The sequence below is a fragment of the Deinococcus alpinitundrae genome, assembly GCF_009982895.1.
GTDB classification, from domain to species: domain Bacteria; phylum Deinococcota; class Deinococci; order Deinococcales; family Deinococcaceae; genus Deinococcus; species Deinococcus alpinitundrae.
Window position 1 is genome coordinate 39,386 of the sequence record NZ_WXZL01000015.1, and the last position, 17,506, is coordinate 56,891.

At 65.6% G+C, this 17,506-nt stretch carries 17 protein-coding genes; 8 read left to right on the top strand and 9 right to left on the bottom strand.

Features of this window, described 5'->3' with window-relative positions; translation table 11 throughout:
* Positions 1-27: 27 nt before the first annotated feature.
* The 4 genes from GUI70_RS14200 to GUI70_RS14215 are packed head-to-tail and all read left to right on the top strand — an operon-like array spanning position 28 to position 2,403.
* Positions 28-381, top strand: coding sequence for a hypothetical protein (locus GUI70_RS14200; protein WP_161882974.1), 354 nt, complete (start codon positions 28-30; stop codon positions 379-381).
* Entirely contained in the window at positions 378-1,796 is a 1,419-nt protein-coding gene (locus GUI70_RS14205; protein WP_161882975.1) for an MFS transporter, read from the top strand. Before GUI70_RS14200 ends, GUI70_RS14205 begins: the two co-directional genes overlap by 4 nt.
* Positions 1,789-2,145 carry an HAD family hydrolase gene (locus GUI70_RS14210; protein ID WP_161882976.1) on the top strand — a complete coding sequence of 119 codons (357 nt, stop codon included), beginning with the start codon at positions 1,789-1,791 and terminating at the stop codon, positions 2,143-2,145. Before GUI70_RS14205 ends, GUI70_RS14210 begins: the two co-directional genes overlap by 8 nt.
* Before the next feature lie 33 nt (positions 2,146-2,178).
* Positions 2,179-2,403: an HAD family hydrolase gene (locus tag GUI70_RS14215; RefSeq protein ID WP_161882977.1), complete on the top strand. Its 225-nt coding sequence runs from the start codon at positions 2,179-2,181 to the stop codon at positions 2,401-2,403.
* 1 nt (position 2,404) lies between these two features.
* On the opposite strand, the gene GUI70_RS14220 is transcribed toward GUI70_RS14215, so the two are convergent.
* Positions 2,405-2,743 carry a hypothetical protein gene (locus tag GUI70_RS14220; RefSeq protein ID WP_161882978.1) on the bottom strand — a complete coding sequence of 113 codons (339 nt, stop codon included), beginning with the start codon at positions 2,741-2,743 and terminating at the stop codon, positions 2,405-2,407.
* Positions 2,744-2,970: 227 nt separating this feature from the next.
* Between GUI70_RS14220 and GUI70_RS14225 the strand changes: the two genes are divergently transcribed.
* The 4 genes from GUI70_RS14225 (at position 2,971) to GUI70_RS14240 (ending at position 6,791) form a co-directional block, all read left to right on the top strand.
* Positions 2,971-3,888, top strand: a complete 918-nt coding sequence (locus tag GUI70_RS14225) for a hypothetical protein (RefSeq protein WP_237724930.1) — start codon at positions 2,971-2,973, stop codon at positions 3,886-3,888.
* A 131-nt stretch (positions 3,889-4,019) separates the two neighbouring features.
* The gene (locus GUI70_RS14230; RefSeq protein ID WP_161882979.1) at positions 4,020-4,271 is read left to right on the top strand and encodes a hypothetical protein; all 252 of its coding nucleotides are present in this window, start codon (positions 4,020-4,022) and stop codon (positions 4,269-4,271) included.
* 55 nt (positions 4,272-4,326) lie between these two features.
* A complete protein-coding gene (locus tag GUI70_RS14235; protein WP_161882980.1) occupies positions 4,327-5,985 on the top strand; it encodes an FAD-binding dehydrogenase in 1,659 nt (552 codons plus the stop codon).
* 374 nt (positions 5,986-6,359) lie between these two features.
* Positions 6,360-6,791 carry a hypothetical protein gene (locus tag GUI70_RS14240; RefSeq protein WP_161882981.1) on the top strand — a complete coding sequence of 144 codons (432 nt, stop codon included), beginning with the start codon at positions 6,360-6,362 and terminating at the stop codon, positions 6,789-6,791.
* Positions 6,792-6,801: 10 nt separating this feature from the next.
* Here the strand turns inward: GUI70_RS14240 and GUI70_RS14245 are convergent, their stop codons facing one another.
* The 8 genes from GUI70_RS14245 to pulA all read right to left on the bottom strand — a co-directional run bounded on the left by GUI70_RS14245 (position 6,802) and on the right by pulA (position 17,435).
* Positions 6,802-6,990: a hypothetical protein gene (locus GUI70_RS14245; RefSeq protein WP_161882982.1), complete on the bottom strand. Its 189-nt coding sequence runs from the start codon at positions 6,988-6,990 to the stop codon at positions 6,802-6,804.
* A gap of 27 nt (positions 6,991-7,017) precedes the next feature.
* Entirely contained in the window at positions 7,018-7,767 is a 750-nt protein-coding gene (locus GUI70_RS14250; RefSeq protein WP_161882983.1) for a response regulator, read from the bottom strand.
* 217 nt (positions 7,768-7,984) lie between these two features.
* Positions 7,985-9,121: a Gfo/Idh/MocA family protein gene (locus tag GUI70_RS14255; protein ID WP_237724931.1), complete on the bottom strand. Its 1,137-nt coding sequence runs from the start codon at positions 9,119-9,121 to the stop codon at positions 7,985-7,987.
* Entirely contained in the window at positions 9,118-10,125 is a 1,008-nt protein-coding gene (locus GUI70_RS14260) for a sugar phosphate isomerase/epimerase family protein (protein WP_161882984.1), read from the bottom strand. Before GUI70_RS14260 ends, GUI70_RS14255 begins: the two co-directional genes overlap by 4 nt.
* Before the next feature lie 139 nt (positions 10,126-10,264).
* Positions 10,265-11,215, bottom strand: a complete 951-nt coding sequence (locus GUI70_RS14265) for an ABC transporter substrate-binding protein (protein WP_161882985.1) — start codon at positions 11,213-11,215, stop codon at positions 10,265-10,267.
* A gap of 103 nt (positions 11,216-11,318) precedes the next feature.
* Positions 11,319-12,320 (bottom strand): ABC transporter permease, encoded by a 1,002-nt coding sequence (locus GUI70_RS14270; RefSeq protein ID WP_202630485.1) that lies wholly within the window; start codon positions 12,318-12,320, stop codon positions 11,319-11,321.
* Complete coding sequence (locus GUI70_RS14275; RefSeq protein WP_237724932.1) at positions 12,317-13,843, bottom strand: sugar ABC transporter ATP-binding protein; 1,527 nt, start codon at positions 13,841-13,843, stop codon at positions 12,317-12,319. The genes GUI70_RS14270 and GUI70_RS14275 overlap by 4 nt, the downstream gene beginning before the upstream one ends.
* A 235-nt stretch (positions 13,844-14,078) precedes the next feature.
* Entirely contained in the window at positions 14,079-17,435 is a 3,357-nt protein-coding gene (gene pulA / locus GUI70_RS14280; protein WP_161882987.1) for a pullulanase-type alpha-1,6-glucosidase, read from the bottom strand.
* Between the last annotated feature and the right edge of the window lie 71 nt (positions 17,436-17,506).

Consider the following 17,506-nt stretch of genomic DNA (forward strand, 5'->3'; position numbering starts at 1 on the left):
AGCCGTCCCTGGCCTAGACTCGGAAGCATGTCTGCTTCCCGTGCGCCCACCCTACCCGCCCGCGTGCGCGTCTCGCGCCTGCCGCTGCCGCCTGCCCCAGCAGTGGAGACTCGTCTCAGGGCGCTGTTCGCCGCCCAGCTCGTCAATCACCACCTCGCCGACCTGAGTGCGGGCGCGGTGGCCGTGGCGGGCGGCAAGATCATCGGCGCGGCGCTGCGCTGGCCTGCCGGGAGTCTGGCCTTTCCGCAAGGAAGTGGGCCACAAGAGCAGGCGCTGGAAGCGGCGGAACTGGAAAGCGGCTGGCGCGGGCGCGGCATCGAGGAAGCGTTGCGGGCGCTGCTGGAAGCTGAACCCGCTCATCTTCAGACGGCGCAGCGTTGAGTCCTTCGCCGCCCGCCAGCGCGCCCGAGTCGCTCAGTCCCTTTTCTCCGGCGCGACGTCCGCTCAGCACCGGCTTGCTGCTGGGCGTGCTGATCATCGCCTTCGAGTCGCTGGCGGTGGCCACCGCCCTGCCGGAAGTGGCGCGCGAGCTGAACGGTCTGAAGCTCTACGGCTGGCCGCTGAGCGCTTTTTTCATGGGCTTCATGGTGGGCACGGTGGGGCTGGGCGCGCTGGCCGACCGCGACGGCCCGGCCCGGCCCGCCCTCATCGCGCTGCTTCTGTTTGCCGCCGGGCTGGTAGTGGCGGGCCTCGCGCCCAGCATGGGGGTGCTGATCGTGGGACGGGTGGTGCAGGGCCTGGGCGGTGGCGGGCTGATCGCGGCGGCTTACCTGGTCATCAACACCGCCTACCCCGACGCCATGCGCGCCCGCATGCTGGCCCTTCTCAGCAGCGCCTGGGTGCTGCCCGCGCTGCTCGGCCCGGCGCTATCGAGCTTCATCACCCAGCAGTGGTCGTGGCGCGGGGTATTTCTGGGGCTGCTGCCGCTGGTCGGTGTGGCCGGGGCACTGATGCTGCCGCAACTCGTCAAGCTGCGCGGCGCGGGCACGCCGCTGGACCGCTCACGCCTGGGCGCGGTGGTGCTGGCGGCCATCGGCACCTCGCTGGGGCTGGCGGGCCTCACAGAGCTGGGGCAGGGCGGCCTGGGTCTGGGCGGGCTAGGCCTGGTGCTGGGCGCGGGATTGGCGGTCCCGGCGCTGGGGCGGCTCTTTCCGGCGCGGGCCTGGCGGCTCGGCACGCCGCTGAGCGCCGGGTACGCCACCCGCTTTCTGCTGGCCTTCGCCTTTTTCGGCACCGAGTCGCTGCTGCCACTGGGCCTCTCCGAGTTGCGCGGGCTGGGCCTGCTGAGTGCCGGGCTGTTTCTGACCGGGGGCGCCCTCACCTGGTCGGCCACCAGTTTCGTGCAGTCACGCTTCGACGAGCGCACCGGGGGCCGTCAGCGCCCGCAGGTCGTGCGTCTCGGAGCGCTGTTCATCGGACTCGGCATGGCGGGCCTGCTCACCGCGCTGCTCGTTGCGGCGCTGCCGCTGGCGCTGGCAGCAGGCTGCTGGGGCCTGGCGGCGCTGGGCATGGGGCTGGCCTTTCCGGCCCACACCCTGGTCGTCATGCAGCACGCGCCTTCGGGGCAGCAGGGCCAGGTCAGCGGCACGTTGCAACTCTCCGACATGCTCGGCAGCGCCCTGGGCGCGGGGCTGGGCGGCGCGCTGGTGGCGGCCCTCGGTACGGCGGCAGGGGTGCCCTGGCAGATCAGCCTGACCATTTCGCTGGCCCTCCTGACCGTGCTGCTGGCTGGACGGCTACGCGGGCACGGCGCGGCAGGAATGGGCGATCTGGCGAGTGACCCCGCCCATGACTGAAGCGCCCAGAGCTGAAGTGGAGGGGCGCGCCTTGCTGCTGGACGTGGACGGCGTGCTGGTGACGCCGCCGGAACTGTGGAGCCGGGCTATGGGGCGACACTCTCCAGGGCAGCGTTTCAAGCTGGCACTGGGCCTTTTTTTCAGACTCCATTACCGCGCCTGCATCCTGGGTCAGCGTGATCTGAATCAGGTGTTGCCGCGTTACCTGAAACTTGCTGGATATTCCGGCAGCGTCCAGAGTTTCAAACAGGAAATTTTTGAGCTGGAGAACCATCCCAACCTCCCGCTACTGGCTGCCGTACGCGAACTGCGGGCACTGGGCTGGCCCGCCTTCCTCGCCACCAACTAGGAACGCTGGCGCGTCCAGTCCCTGCTGTAAGACATGCAGCTGGGTGAAGTGGTAAACGGCGAATTCTCCAGCGCCAGCATCGGCGCACGCAAACCCGATGCTGCTTATTTTGCCGAGGTGACGCGCCGTCTCAAAGTCTTGCCAGAACAGAGCATCTTCTGGGACGACGCTGCCGAAGTGGGCTGGCAGGCGCACCTGTTCACGGATACGGCGCCGTTCCGGGCTGTGATGGCGTTGCGTCAGGCAGTCCTGACCTGATTCAACCCTCGTCGATGTCCGCCAGCTTCTCGATGCGCCCAGCCAGCTCCGGCAACTCCAGCGCCCGCAGCGCCCGCAGCGCCCGCAGGGTTCCGGCCTCGTCGATGCGGTTCTGATTCCAGCCCGCGATCAGCATGGCGCAGCCCTGGAGGGCTTCCGACACCTGCTCCTTGTGAAACATGGCGGCCAGGTTGCCGGCCTGCACCGGGCGGCTTTGCTGAACCTGCGCCTGGGTGTCGAGCATCACCTGCATGAACACCTGATCAAGTCGGGTGCGGTCTTCCGGGGCAATGGTTTTTCCGGCACTGCTGGCGGCCGACGTTCTGGGAGGCTGTGTCATGCCGTGCAGTCTAATACGCCCTCGTATTGAACCGTTTCCCAGAAATGGTTTCATCCGAATAACGGGAGCAAGAGCAGAACGGGTTCTAGACGTAGAGTGTGCAAATCGGTTCTTTCCCGATTTGGATACGAAACAAACCGAATCCGTCTAAAGGGTCAGTCGGAAGTCCGGGAGCGTGCTACGCTGGAAGGTAGACCCGCTTGGCCGGGCAAAGGAAAGAGGATACCATGACCGATCAGCACCAGACCGAGAGCGAGCCGCAGACCGAGCAGATGGCCGCCGAACAGCACACCGAAGCGCCGAACGAAGCGCCCCAGGGTCACGAGGCCAGCGCCGCCCCGCAGGCTCCCGAAGCCGTGAGAAGCATTCTGGGCCACCTGGAGGGCGAGGAAATCGACGAGGATGCCGAACTCGACGCCGAAGAGGGCGAGGACGACGAGGAATTTATCGACGCGGGCCAGTTGTTTGCCATGCTGGGCAAATTGCAGGACACACTCGACGAGCAGAGCAAGGAAATTCGCGGACTGCGGCGCGAGATGCGCGAATTGCGCGAGAGCCAGGGCGCAGCGCCCAGCAGGGAGCAGAGCAGTAGAGAGCAGGGCAGCCGTGACCAGGGCGAGCGCGGCAATGATCGGGGCGGCTTCCGGCCCCGCGAGGACCGGGGCGAGCGCAGCGGCGGCTATCAGGGCAACCGTGAGGGCGGCAGCTTCCGGCCCCGCGAGGACCGGGGCGCGCAGAGCAGCGGCTACCAGGGCAACCGTGAGGGCGGCAGCTTCCGGCCCCGCGAGGACCGGGGCGCGCAGAGCGGCGGCTACCAGGGCAACCGTGAGGGTGGCAACTTCCGGCCCCGCGAAGACCGGGGCGCGCAGAGCGGCGGCTACCAGGGCAACCGTGAGGGCGGCAACTTCCGGCCCCGCGAGGACCGGGGCGGCAGTGCTCCCCAGGGCGGCGGCTACCAGGGCAACCGTGAGGGCAGCAACTTCCGGCCCCGCGAGGACCGGGGCGGCAGTGCTCCCCAGGGCGGCGGCAGCTATCAGGGCGACCGCAGCGCCCGGCCAGCGGGCAACAGTGAGGGCGGCGAATTCCGCCCTCGCGCCCGCCGCGATATGGGCTGGGGTGGTTCGGGCCGCCGCGACGACAAGTAACGTCGCCGTTGGTTGAGCCTTATAAGGAGGCCGGAGCAATCCGGTCTTTTTTTGTCTGGGCACTTGCCGGACCAATACTTGCTCAAGTCCGCGCAAATCTGCGCAACGCCCGCCAGCAGTAGGCTGGAGGCATGACCGATCCCCTTGACGACAACACGCCGCTCATCGGCATCACCGAGGACGACTCGCGCCCGGCCCCCACCGACCAGGGCACCCTGCTGGGCCGCCTGATTGATCCCCAGCCGGTTGACGACGCCGCCACCCGGCGCGGCGAGGTGCCGGGAATCGTCACCGGTTTCGTCGCCAAGCTGTCGGGCCAGTCGGCTGAAGGCGAACACAACCCCGACGCCGACGACGGCACCACCGACAGCTCGCAGGCTTGACAGCGCAGCCACCTGCTCCAGGGTGGCCGAAAGCCGGATCGTCTAGACTCGGTGCATGAATTCACCGCACGCCGACGTGATCGTGGTGGGGGCTGGACTGGCCGGACTGGTGGCCGCTGCCGAGGTGGCTGATGCGGGCAAGCGGGTGCTGCTGCTCGATCAGGAAGGTGGGCAGAACCTGGGGGCTCAGGCGTTCTGGTCGCTGGGCGGCCTGTTTCTGATTGACTCGCCGGAGCAGCGCCGACTGGGCATCCGCGACTCGCTTGAGCTGGCCCACCGCGACTGGATGACGACGGCAGGTTTTGACCGGCCAGAGGACCACTGGCCGCGTCAGTGGGCACAGGCTTACCTAGACTTCGCGGCGGGCGAGAAGCGCCGCTGGCTGGCCGAGCAGGGTGTGCGGTTCTTTCCGGCGGTGGGTTGGGCCGAGCGCGGTGGGCAGGGCGCGCTCGGCCCCGGCAACAGCGTGCCGAGATTTCACATTGTCTGGGGCAGCGGACCGGGCATCGTCGAGCCGTTCGAGCGCCGGGTGCGCGGACACGTCCAGGCCGGGCGCATTCAGTTCGCCTTTCGCCACCGGGTGCGCGGCCTGAGTGCCGTGGCTGGGCACATCGGTGGCGTTCACGGCGAGGTCCTGGAGCCGTCGCCGGTGGCGCGTGGCGAGCGCAGCTCACGGGTGGTCACGGGCGAGTTCGAGTTCGGCGCAGGCGCGGTGATTCTCACGTCCGGCGGCATCGGCGGCAACCACGACCTGGTGCGGCAGTACTGGCCCGCCGAGCGCCTCGGACCGGCCCCCACGTTCATGCTCAGCGGCGTGCCTGCCCATGTGGACGGGCAGATGCAACTCGCCGCCCAGCGGGCCGGGGCCAGCTTGATCAACCCGGACCGGATGTGGCACTACACCGAGGGACTGCGCAACTGGAATCCCATCTGGGCCAACCACGGTATCCGGGTGCTGCCGGGACCAAGCAGTCTGTGGCTCGACCCTAGCGGGCGGCGGCTGCCGTTTCCGCACTACCCCGGCTTCGACACGCTCGGCACGCTCAGCCACATCACCCGTCACGGCTACCCGTACACTTGGTTCGTGCTCAACCGCGCCATCATCAAGAAGGAATTCGCGCTGTCGGGCAGCGAGCAAAATCCCGACCTCACGAACCGCGACCTGCGCCTGACGCTGGAGCGGGTGGGCCGCGCCGTGCAGCCCCCGGTGCAGGCGTTCATGGATCACGGAGCCGACTTCGTGGTCCGCGACAACCTCACCGATCTGGTGCGCGGTATGAACGAACTGATCGGCAACGATGCTGTGGACGAGTCGACGCTGCGCCGAGAGATCGAGGCCCGCGATGCCCAAGTCGTCAACGAGGTCGGCAAGGACACCCAACTGGCGCTGATTCGCTCGGCCCGCGCCTTGATCAGCGAGCGCCTGACGCGGGTGGCGAAACCCGCCCCGATTCTTGCTTCGGCAGACGGTCCCCTGATCGCCGTCAGGATGAATATCCTGACCCGCAAGTCGCTTGGCGGCCTGGAAACCGATCTGAGCGCGCGCGTCCTCGTACCCGGCGGCACGGTGATGCCGGGCCTGTACGCGGCAGGCGAGGTGGCGGGCTTCGGCGGCGGCGGCGTCCACGGCTACAGGTCGCTGGAAGGCACCTTTCTGGGCGGCTGCCTCTTCAGCGGGCGGGTGGCTGGACAGGCGGCGGCCCACGACGTTTGAAAACGCTCGATTGTCTGAAGAATTGACGGCTGTCAGAACGTAAGAGGATTGTGACCAGCGAGTCACCCGACTCCCACTGAGAGAGCGTCGTTCTTTTGGCTTTTTTCGAGCAGACAGCCCCTTACAGGAATTTTGCTTGACTCATCTAGCACATTTCTAAGGTCTCCCGTTGACCCGGTCAATCCACTCGTATGAATGCTCCATCAACAAACCGTCGTGGACTTCCTCCTCAGTTCCCGAATCGTTCGTTTCCTGATCGTAAGGAACCCACCGTCTTGCAGTGGGCCTGCGGCGTTCTTTTACGTGGGGTCCCCACTGATGTTGACTTATAGTTTTTTTAAACCCATACTCGCTGACAGGAGGAACAACACAACATGGCTTACCGAAAACTAAGTGAACAGGTGCAGATGCTTACCAACCCTCAGCGCAGCGATACTTTCGTCAGGGATTTTAAGGCGGCGGTGAGAGAGGGACAATTCGAAGCGGCTTACATGAACACCGAGCGTTTTCAGCTTCCCAAAGCATTTAGCCGCCGAAATAGCGATGAAACATACAACAAGAGCATGCGCGAGATGATTTTTGAGACCACTCCCGAATTTGAAGAGTGGTTCGAGCGCACCAACCGCGAACTGGCAGCCACCCGGCGCGGCGGCAACATCAAACCCAGCATCGAGGCGATTGAAGCGGGTCTGGTCGATTTCAAGACGCTGGCCGCCGAAACCCGTCAGAAGATGCAGGCCAGCTACGACAAGGGCCACTCGCTCGGCAAATCGCGGGCACGCGGCAAACGCAAGACCGGCAAATAAAACTGTCGACTTAGGCTGAATCGCGCTTCGGCATGTGGTTCGGCAGGTCATCAATTGGCAGTTGCAGCTTCCGGCTTTCGGCGCCTCTTTGCAGCAGATGTTCAAATAGCAGAGCCAGAACTTTGAAATTCAGCCCCGCACCTTTTCTTCCGGGGCGGGGCTGAATTCTGAACATCACAGCAGTGGTCGTGAAACGCAAGCGCTTGTGTAAACCCTGCGCCGGGCATCAAACCAACCGTTCGACCGGGTTGGACGAACGCAGCCAGTACTTCATCAAGCTGGCACTGGCACTCTCGCGCAGCAAGCAGGCGACGATGCCACCGGGGTGCTCGAACAGCAGCAGGCAGCGCTCGCCGTACTCCACCTGAATGACTCCCAGCGGCCGGGTCGCCAGTCCCGCACCACGCAGCGTCGGCAGAGCATCTTGCGGCGTGCTGCTCTGGCTCTGGGCCAGCCAGTGGGCATCCGAGAGCGACGTTCTGGCGCGGCGGCCCAGACCCTCGGGAAGCCGGATACCCGCGCTGTGAAGCAGCAAGCCCTGGGCGTCGTAGAAGGTGACCGCCAGTACGCCGGGACGCTCCAGCAGCTTCTCGACATAAAGCTGACCCGCCGTCGGCGCGGCCTGGGATTGGGTACCCAGCAGCGAGTGAATCAAGGTCGAGAGTTCGAAGGCTTCCAGCGGCAGTTGCAGGGTGCCTGCTGCGCCCGCCGCACGGGCATCGTTGCCGTCGATCTCGCCGAGCAGCACCACGGGCAGCGCAGCCTGGCGCAACTTGCGGCACAGCTCCACGCCGCTCTGGTCCGGCAGGCTCAGCCCGGCGATCACCAGGTCGGGCCGCCAGTCGCGGCTTTCACGCTCGGCCTGCGCGCCGCTGCCGACGCTGCGAAAGCGCAGTCCTAGCCCTTCGAGCAAGCGCTCGAGCGCCTTGCGCACACCAATCTGGGCTTCAACCACCAGTACTTCGGCCATCAGCATAATGAGGAAGAGAAAATCAGCATGGAGAAGAGGGCCATCGTGACACAGCCTAGGCTCCCTGACCTGACTCGAGTCTTACAGCAGAGCACAGTCAGAGGGCCTCTAGACCGTCAGGAACGCTGCGGCAGGCAAAATCCGGTTTGTCTTCTCTACGACCAGAACCCATTCCGCGCCGACTCTCGTTGGTCAGATAAAACCGGTTCAATCCGAGTGCCCATCAGAAGGCCGTCCAGCGACCATCGTCTGCGGCACTCTCCAACACTCTCTCCATAAATTTCACGCCCTGCACACCATCCTGAACGGTGGGATAGAGCGCCTCCAGCTGCTCGCCGCGCTGCCGCGCCGCGATGTCGTCGGCGACCCCGGTGTAGATGTTGGCGAACGCCTCGATGAACGCCTCGGGGTGTCCGGCGGGCAGGCGGGTGGCCTGCTGAGCGGCCGCGCCCAGCCCCGGCCCGCCGCGCGTCAGCAGTTGCCGGGGCGCGGCGAGCTGGTCGTAGATCAGCACGTTGGGGTTCTCCTGACACCAGCTTAGACTGCCCCGGCTGCCGAACACCGAGAGCCGCAGATCGTTCTCGCGGCCAATCTCGATCTGCGACACCGTCAGCAGGCCTTTTGCACCACCCGCGAAGCGCAGCAGCATGCTGGCATCGTCGTCGAGGGCGCGGCCTGGCACAAAGTGGGTCAGCTCGGCAGCCACCGCGCTCAGCTCCAGGCCGGTCACGAAGCTGACGAGCTGCTCGGCGTGGGTACCGATGTCGCCCAGCGCTCCAGCGGGGCCACTGCGCGAGGGGTCGGTGCGCCAGTCGGCTTGCTTGCCCTCGCTTCCGGTGGCCAGCCAGCCCTGGTGGTACTCGGCGATCACCTTGCGGACCTCGCCCAGCACGCCGCCGCGCACCATCTCGCGGGCCTGGCGGATCAGCGGGTAGCCGGAGTAGTTGTAGGTGACGGCAAAGACGGTGCCCGATTGCTGGACGGCCTGTTCGAGTTCCTGGGCCTGCGCCAGCGTATGCACCAGCGGCTTGTCGCAGATGACGTGAAACCCGGCCTGCACGGCGGCCAGCGCCACCGGAAAGTGCAGGTGGTTGGGCGTCACGATGCTGATGACTTCCGCGCCGTCCTCGCGCGCCTTCTCGCCTGCCAGCAAGTCTTGCCAGCTGCCGTAGCTGCGCTCGGGAGCCAGGCCGAGCGCTTCTCCCGACGCCCTGGAGCGCTCCGGGGTGCTGGAGAGCGCTCCGGCCACCAGCTGGTAGCGCCCATCCAGCGCCGCCGCGTGCCGGTGGACCGCGCCGATGAAGGCGTCCTTGCCGCCGCCGACCATCGCCAGCCGAAGTGGGCGCTCGTAACCGCTCACGCCTCATCCTTGGCAAAGGCCGCGTCGAACACCACGTCAGAGGCGGGAAAATCGAGCTTGCGGGTGTAGGCGGCACTCTCGGTCGCCCCGAACACCCGGTCCATCCGGGCGTCCTCCCACTCGATGCTCAGCGGCCCCGCGTACTTGATGTCGTGCAGCGCCACGATGATCGCCTCGAAATTCACATCGCCGCGCCCCACCGAGCGAAAGTCCCAGAAGCGCCGGGCGTCGCCGAAAGTCGTGTGGCCGCCGAAGACGCCCACCTCGCCGCTGCCGTGATTCCACCACACGTCCTTGATGTGGGCGTGATAAATCCGGTCCGGGAAACGCCGCAGAAAGCCGACGTAGTCCACGCCCTGATAGGCCAGGTGACTGGGGTCGTAATTGAAGCCGAATCTTTTGTGCTGGCCCACCGCTTCGAGTGCCCGCTCCGCTGTCGCCGTGTCGAAGGCGATCTCAGTAGGGTGCACTTCCAGCGCAAAATTGACGCCGACTTCCTCGAACACGTCCAGAATCGGACTGAAGCGCTCGGCGAAATCGTCGAAACCACGCTGCCAGTAGGCCTGATCGGTGGGCGGAAAGGCGTAGAGGCTGTGCCAGACGCTCGAACCGGTAAAGCCGGTGACCACGCCGACGCCCAGCTTCTTGGCGGCGCGGGCGGTGTCCATCATCTCCTGGGCGGCCCGCTGGCGCACCCCTTCCGGGTCGCCGTCGCCCCAGACGTGGGCGGGCACGATCGACTTGTGGCGCTCGTCGATGGGGTCACAGATGGCCTGACCAACGAGGTGGTTGCCGATGGCGTGGACCTTGAGGCCGTGCTGGGCGAGCAGATCGAGGACGCCGTGCACATAGCCGTCCTCGTTGAGGGCACGCTGCACGTCGAAGTGGTCGCCCCAGCAGGCCAGCTCCAGGCCGTCGAAGCCCATCTGCTTGGCCAGCGGTGCGAGTTCGGCGAGAGGAAGGTCGGCCCACTGGCCGGTAAACAGGGTGACAGGTCTGGGCATGGATGATCCTTTTTGGAAGGGATGAAACGGAAGAAGTGAACTCGGCAAAAGTCGTTGGGGCGAGCACTATCGGCCCGCCCCACAGTTTAATCAAGCGGCCAGCGCACAGGCTTGAGCGTGCTGGTCTTCAGCACTCAGCTCAGAACGGCGAATCCGGGTAGTAGAACTTGGCGGCGTTGCTTTTGGTCACCAGCGTACTGGGAATGATGGTGGACTTGGGCATGGCGGTTTTGGTCATGATCGACTTGGCGGTCAGACGCATGGCGTCGCGGATCATGGTGGGCGGGTAGGTCACATCGGCGGTGATCAGCGGATCGCCGTCCTGCACCTTCTTGATCATTTCCTTCATGCCCGCGCCGCCCAGCACGAACTTGATATCGCTGCGTCCGGCCTGCTGAATGGCCTTGAGGACCCCCACCGCGATGTCGTCGTCCTGTGCCCACACGGCGTCAATCTTGGGAAAGCGGGTCAGGTAGTCCTGCATCACCTTGAAGCCGTCGTCGCGGTTCCAGTTGGCGTACTGCTTGTCCAGAATCTTGACGTTGGGGTACTTGGCCTTGAGGACGCTCTCGAAGCCGTCGACCCGCTGGTTGTCGATCACGGTGGCGATGCCGCGCAGCACCACGACGTTGCCCTTGCCGCCCAGCGTCTTGCCCACATACTCGCCGCTGACCTTGCCCAGGCCTGGATTGTCGCCCGCGACGTAGGCGTTCTGGGCGGTGGGGTCGGTCAGGGCGCGGTCCACGACCACCGTGAAGACGCCCTTTTTCTGGAGGTTGCCTACCGGACGGGTCAGCGGGGCGCTCTCCTGCGGCAAGATCACCAGCGCGTTGATCTTGTTGACCGCCGACAGATCCTGAATCTGATTGGCCTGCTCGTTGGAATCCTTGGCGGTCTTGACGATGACGGTGAGGCCGGGGTACTGCTTTTCGAGTTCGGCCTTGGTCTGGTTGGCCCAGTAGACGATGCCCGCCGTCCAGCCGTGATCGGCGGAAGGAATCGACACGCCCATAACCTGCTTGGTCTGCGCCAGTGCGGCGGAAGCGAGCAGGGTCAGGGAGAGCAGGGCCAGATTCTTGAGCTGTTGCATGGTGACTCCTTGCGGTGAAGAGAGGGGGTGGAAAAGGGGCGAGGTGCTTGACGGTGGGCGGCCTGCTACGGCGGTTTCCTGGGCCGGGGTCTGAAGATCATCTCTATCCCACCTTCTTGCCGCGCTGCATGAACGCCACGATGATGATGACCACGCCCTGCACGGCGGCATTCAGGTACACGCTGATGATGGAGGTGAGGTTGAGGACGTTCTCGATGGTGACCAGCAAGATCGCGCCCACCACCGTGCCCCAGATGCGCCCCGAGCCGCCCTTGAGGGCCGTGCCGCCGATGATGACGGCGGCGATGGCCTCCAGCTCCCACAGCAGGCCGGTGCTGGGGCTGGCGCTTCCCAGGCGCGGCACGTACAAAAGGGTCGCCAGCGCCACGCACAGGCCCTGAATGACGTAGGTGATGATCTTGACCTGGGTGACGTTGACGGCAGCGTAGCGGGCCACCTGCTCGTTGCTGCCGGTGGCCTGCACGTAGCGCCCGTAGCGGGTGCGGTTGAGAATCAGCCCGCCCAGCAGGGCGACGGCAGCGAACACCAGAATCGGGATAGGGATGCCCAGCAACTTGCCGTAGAACACCGGGCTGTAGGCGTCGCTGAGGTCGTTGCCCAGCGAGATGCTGCCGCCCTGCGAGAGGTAGGTCAGCACCGAGCGGAAGATGCCCAGCGTGCCCAGGGTGACGATGAACGGCTCGATGCGGCCCCGCGTGATGACCGTGCCGTGCAGCAGCCCCGCCCCCGCGCCGATCAGCAGGGCGCACAGCATCCCAAGGGCGATGATGCCGAAGGTGCCGACGCCCGGACTTACCGCATTCATGATCAGGATCATCGAACCGGCGATGAGGGCAGCCATGGAGCCTACCGACAGATCGATGCCGCCCGAGATGATCACGAAAGTGGCCCCCACCGCGATGATGCCGATGAAGGCAGCGCGGGTCAGCACGTTGGATAGGTTGGAGAGGGTCAGGAAATCGGGGTTGAGCAACGTCGCCACGATCATCAGTGCGCCAAGGCCCAGCAAGGGACCCAGACTGCCGAGGCGGGCCAGGGCGGAAGGGCGGGGGGTCACTTGGGCTTCGCCGGGTTGGGTGGTCACGCGCTCTCCAGAATGGACGGTGTGGTGTGGCTGGGGGCGGCCTTGAGGCCGGTGGCGTATTGAATGACTTCCTGCTCGCTCATCTCGGCTCCCGACAGCTCACCCACGATGCGGCCCTCGCGGACCACCAGCAGGCGCTGACTCAGGCCGAGAAGTTCATTGAGCTCGCTGGAGATGACGATGACGCCCTTGCCGCTCTGGGCCAGGCGGTCAATCAGCAAATAAATCTCGCGCTTGGCCCCCACATCCACGCCGCGCGTGGGTTCGTCGAGCACGATCACCTGCGGATCGGCTTCCAGAATGCGGGCCAGGGCGAGCTTTTGCTGGTTACCGCCCGACAGCAGGCGCGCTTCCACGTCCAGGCGCCCGCTGCGAATGCCGTAGTCCTTGGCGGCCCGCTCCAGTGCCCGCTGCTCCGCGCCGATATCGAGCAGCGGGCGGGCGTAGTGCTGCAGGGTGGTCAGGGTCAGGTTGGGGCGCAACTTGAAATCGACCAGCAGGCCCTTGCCCTTGCGGTCCTCGCTAAGGTACACCAGCCCGGCGCGGGCCGCGTCGCCGGGACTGCGCAGACGCACGGCTTTTCCGGCCAGTCGCACCTGCCCCAGCGTGCGCGGGCGCAGTCCCAGCAGGCCCTCGAACAGCTCGGTGCGCCCCGAGCCGACTAGGCCCGCGAAGCCCAGCACCTCGCCCGCATGCAGGGTAAAACGGATGTCCTGCGCCCAGCCCGGCACGCTGAGTTGCTCTACGTGCAGCAGTTCCCGCTCGCCCGGCTGGCCCTTCGGCGGAAACATGTCCTCCAGTTCGCGCCCCACCATCCGGTTGGCCATCTCGTGCGGGGTCAGTTCGCTGGCCGGGCCGCTGGAAACCACCAGACCGTCGCGCAGCACCGTCACCGTATCCGCCAGCGCCTTGACCTCTTCCAGTTTGTGGCTGATGTAGAGGATGGTCACGCCCTGCGCCCTGAGGTTACGGATCAGGTCAAATAGCACCTCGGTTTCGCGCACCGTCAGGCTGGCCGTGGGTTCGTCCATGATCAGCACGCGGGCGTCGCGGGCCAGCGCCTTGGCAATCTCGACAAGCTGCTTTTGGGGCACGCTCAAATCGCGTACTTTCGAGCGCGGATCGATCGGCACGCTGAGGCGCGAGAGGGCCGCGTGCGCCTCGGCGTTCATGGCCGCGTCGTTGAGCAGCAGGCCGCCGAGTTCGCGGCCCAGAAAGACGTTTTGCGCCACGCTGAGATCGTCGGCCAGATTGAATTCCTGGTGAATCAGCACCACGCCTCTGGCCTCGGCGTCGCGGCTGCTGCGAAAGTGAACCGGCTGCCCCGACACCTGCACTTCACCGGTGGTCGGCGGTTGATAGCCGCCCAGAATTTTCATCAGGGTGCTCTTGCCCGCGCCGTTTTCACCGATCAAGGCGTGAACTTCTCCGGCAGCGATGGCCACACTGACGCCGTGCAGAACTTCCACTGGCCCGAAGGCCTTGGTGACGTTGATAAATTCGGCGGCTGGAGGTTGGCTCAAGGGTTCACCTGTCCGTGAAGGAGACGAGCAAAAGCAACTTGATTTTTGGCTGGGAGCCTGACGCCCAGGCCAGGCGCTTTGGCCGCGTTTGAAGTCCGTTGTCGATGGACTGAGGGTAACACAAAAGGACGAGGGCGAAATCGTTTTCGGCAGGTTGAGGTGGAGGCCAGAAGGCCCGGCCATCACTTGAACGAGGTGGGAGCCGTACGCCGGTCTCACTGGGCGATTGGCCGCGCTACTTGCCGACGAATACCGCCGTCGTCAGCCCCGGCACGCTCAGCGTATCGCCGCTGACTTTGCTGCTCTTCACCACCGCGTCCGAGCTGGCCTGGAGGGCCGGGTGCAGACTCAGCTTCAGCGACACGAGGCTGGCATCCTTGAGGGTGTAGGCGGTGCTGGCGGCGTTGAAGACGACCAAAACGTTCTTGTAGGGTGCCGCCCCGCCGCTGAGCTTCATCACGATGACGCCAGGTGTCTGATTGGGGCCAGCGTTGAGGAACGTCAGCTGGCTTTGCACAGCTTGGGCGCTGGGCAGCCGGAAGAGGGACGTGGAGTTGCGGATGCTCAGCAGCTCGCGCAGATGGTCCGAGGCCCGCGTCCGGTCCGCCGCCGTCACCTTGAGGGCCGCGTTGGCGAGCAAGGGGCGGTAAATATCCCACTGGTCCTTGTTCTTCTCGGCCATCGGCAACCCGCGTCCGAAGCCGTTGTCGGCCCCGGTCCAGGCCACCGCATTGAACCAGTCGCCGCTGTTGTAGCTGTCGGTGTCGAAGCTCTTGGAGCGCAGCAACTCGTCGCCCGCATGGATGAACGGCATGCCCTGACCCAGCAGCACCAAGCTGTAGGCCAGATTCTGCATCCGCACCCGCTGGGCCGTCGTCGCGCTGAGCGGGGCCTTGAGCAGCACCGCGTCCCAGAGGGTCTGGTTGTCGTGCGCCGAGACGTAGTTGATCGCCTCGCGGGGGCTGGCCGCGTAGCCGGTGGGCGCACCGTTATAGGTCACCTGAGCGCCGGTCACGGTCTTGCCAGTGCTGTCGGTGAACCTGAAGTCGCGCAGATTGCCGCTCAGCGCCACCTTGAGCTGATCGGTGAGCTTGAGCAGTTTTGCCTTGTCGGTGTTCTGCGGCTGGCCATTGGGCAGGGTAAACAGGCCGGTGGCGAAGCCCTGGTCTTGCAGGCCGCCGAAGGGATTGCCGCCGCGCACCGCGTCCCGGATGCGGTCGTTGAAGGTGCCGATGCCCTGTCCATAGAGGTTGATCTGGGTGGCGTTGACGCCGCGCGCGTTCCCTGCCACCTCGCCAAAGTCCCAGCCCTCGCCGTAGAGGTAGATCTGCTTGCCGTCCACGCCGTCTTTGGCAAGAGTCAGCGCGTCGAGTGCGGCTCGGGCAGCCTGCATGTCGCTGACGAGATGGTGACCCATCAAATCGAAGCGGAAGCCGTCCACCTTGTACTGCTTGGCCTCCAGCACCAGCGTGTCGAGCATCAGGCGGCGCATCATGGTGTGCTCGGTGGCGGTGTTGGAGCAGCAGGTCGAGTTGGCGACCACGCCGTTGACGTCGAGCCGGTGGTAGTACCCGGGAACGACCTTGTCCAGCACGCTGTTGTCGGCCTCGCCACTGGCCGCCGTGTGGTTGAAGACCACATCCTGCACGACCCGCAGGCCCGCCGCGTTGAGCGCCATGACCATCGAGCGGTACTCTTTGGTGCGCTGGTCGGGATTCACCGCGTAGGTGCCTTCCGGCGTCATGTAGTGGTAGGGATCGTAGCCCCAGTTGAAGCCGTCCTGATCCTTGACGGCGTTGACGGCGGCCTGCTGCTCCTCGCTGGCAGGTGGGAGTTTAGAGAGGTCTCCTGTGCTCTTCCAGGTCGCCTTATCTTTGGGCAGCGAGGCGATGTCGAAGGTCGGCAGCAGGTGAACGGCCTTGAGGCCCGCGTCGGCCAAAGCCCTCAGGTGCTTCATGCCGTCGCTGTTCTTCTCGGTGAAGGCCAGGTAGGTGCCGCGCTCGGCAGCCGGAACGGTGGCATCGGCCACGCTGAAGTCGCGCGGGTGCAGCTCGTAGAAGTTCAGGTCGCCCACCGAGCTGAGCGCGGGCTTCTTGAGGGTGTCCCAGCCCGCCGGTTTCTGCGCGGCGTCATTGAGGTCGGTGACGAGTGATTGCTGGCTGTCGCGGGTCAGGCCGGTGGAGTAAGGATCAGACACGAGGTTGGTTTCGACCTTGCCCGTCGTGGGCGCGTAGACCTTGACTTCGTAGCGGTAGGGCGCATTCTTCCAGGTGGCGTCACCGGTCACGCTCCAGCTGCCCTTCTCGCCCGCCCTCATCGGCATGGTCCTGGTCTGTCCATTCACCGCCACCAGCACCTGAACACTCTGCGCGGTGGGGGCCCAGACGGTCAGGGTAGGAATGGTGCCCGCCCAGGTCACGCCCAGCGGGCCGCTGTAGCTGTAGAGGTCGTCGAGTGCGCCCCAGCGCTGCACACCCGTCGCGTCGATCAGTTTGTCGTCCAGCCCGGTGCTGCTGAGGGCCAGTTGCCCGCGCAGGGCCGCCGCCACCTGACCCGCATCCTCGGGCCTGAGCTTGACCACCGCGTACTTCGCCAGATAGGGGTATTTGGCCTTGAGCGCTGCGCTCAGCTGGTCGCCGTCGTCCGAGCGCACCAGCGGCAGGCTCGCGCCGCCGGTGATGCCCGCTGAGGTCAGCTTGAGGTCGCCCGCCGCGCTGTAATACAGGTTGAGCAGTGCTCCGTTCTCCAGCAGCGCGGGCTTGACGGCGATGGTGTCGCGGGTGAGCCACACCGCCTGCTGCTGCCCCAGATCGCCGATGGGCCGCACGCTGGTATCGGGGCGGGTGGTGTTGACCGCCGGGCTGCCGCTGATGATCCAGGCCTGATTGCCGGAAGCGGCGGGCAGGCTCTGGTCGGGGCCGGGGTCCTTGTCGTCACCCTTGTGAATGATGAAGTTCAATTTGGTCCAGCCTTCCACGGTGAGCACATCCCAGTACACTCCGAACTCATTTTTGCCGGTTTGCGTCAGCGGCTTGGTCCATTCGGTGGGCGTCTTCGCGCCGTCCCAGACGTGAAGGCCCCAGCCGTCGTACTTGCCGTCGGGACGGTAGTAGTTGATGCGGGCATTGCCAGCCGGAATGGCCGGGCCGCTGTCGGCGGCAGGCGCAGCAGGAGCGGGCGCGGCCTGCGCCACCACCGCCTGGGTCGCGTCCACGTTGAACGGCCCAGCCTTGGCGTAGGCCACGTTGGTGGTGCCCGACTTGAGCCACAACTCATGGCCCAGGCCCAGGTTCATGAACAGGTCCTTGTCTGCGTCTTTCTTGTCACCGGAATGGACGATCAGTCCCAACTTGACCGGACTGGGTTTGAGCGGCACGTCCCAGTAGACGCCGTAGTCATCTGTGCCCGAAGCCTTCAGCGGCTTGTCCCAGGTCACGGCGGCGCTGGTGTCTTCCCAGACATGCAAGCCCCAGGCGGCGTACTGGGCGTCGGGGCGTTGGTAGTGAATGCGGGCGGTGTTGGCCGGGAGGGTGGTCTGGGCAGCCGCCGAAATCGCCAGAGCGAACGTGAGGAGCGTCGCAAGTCGTTGCATGGTTGCAGAGAGTGTAAAGGATAAGGCGCTGGACATTGAAAGAAGGCCCGACCCTTCCGCTAAACTTTTGA

Excerpts from the sequence above, each read along its gene's own strand:
- GUI70_RS14200 (WP_161882974.1), top strand. The coding sequence starts at position 28 with ATGTCTGCTTCCCGTGCGCCCACCCTACCCGCCCGCGTGCGCGTCTCG.
- GUI70_RS14210 (WP_161882976.1), top strand. The coding sequence starts at position 1,789 with ATGACTGAAGCGCCCAGAGCTGAAGTGGAGGGGCGCGCCTTGCTGCTG.
- GUI70_RS14215 (WP_161882977.1), top strand. The coding sequence starts at position 2,179 with ATGCAGCTGGGTGAAGTGGTAAACGGCGAATTCTCCAGCGCCAGCATC.
- GUI70_RS14220 (WP_161882978.1), bottom strand. The coding sequence starts at position 2,743 with ATGACACAGCCTCCCAGAACGTCGGCCGCCAGCAGTGCCGGAAAAACC.
- GUI70_RS14225 (WP_237724930.1), top strand. The coding sequence starts at position 2,971 with ATGACCGATCAGCACCAGACCGAGAGCGAGCCGCAGACCGAGCAGATG.
- GUI70_RS14230 (WP_161882979.1), top strand. The coding sequence starts at position 4,020 with ATGACCGATCCCCTTGACGACAACACGCCGCTCATCGGCATCACCGAG.
- GUI70_RS14235 (WP_161882980.1), top strand. The coding sequence starts at position 4,327 with ATGAATTCACCGCACGCCGACGTGATCGTGGTGGGGGCTGGACTGGCC.
- GUI70_RS14240 (WP_161882981.1), top strand. The coding sequence starts at position 6,360 with ATGGCTTACCGAAAACTAAGTGAACAGGTGCAGATGCTTACCAACCCT.
- GUI70_RS14250 (WP_161882983.1), bottom strand. The coding sequence starts at position 7,767 with ATGCTGATGGCCGAAGTACTGGTGGTTGAAGCCCAGATTGGTGTGCGC.
- GUI70_RS14260 (WP_161882984.1), bottom strand. The coding sequence starts at position 10,125 with ATGCCCAGACCTGTCACCCTGTTTACCGGCCAGTGGGCCGACCTTCCT.
- GUI70_RS14265 (WP_161882985.1), bottom strand. The coding sequence starts at position 11,215 with ATGCAACAGCTCAAGAATCTGGCCCTGCTCTCCCTGACCCTGCTCGCT.
- pulA (WP_161882987.1), bottom strand. The coding sequence starts at position 17,435 with ATGCAACGACTTGCGACGCTCCTCACGTTCGCTCTGGCGATTTCGGCG.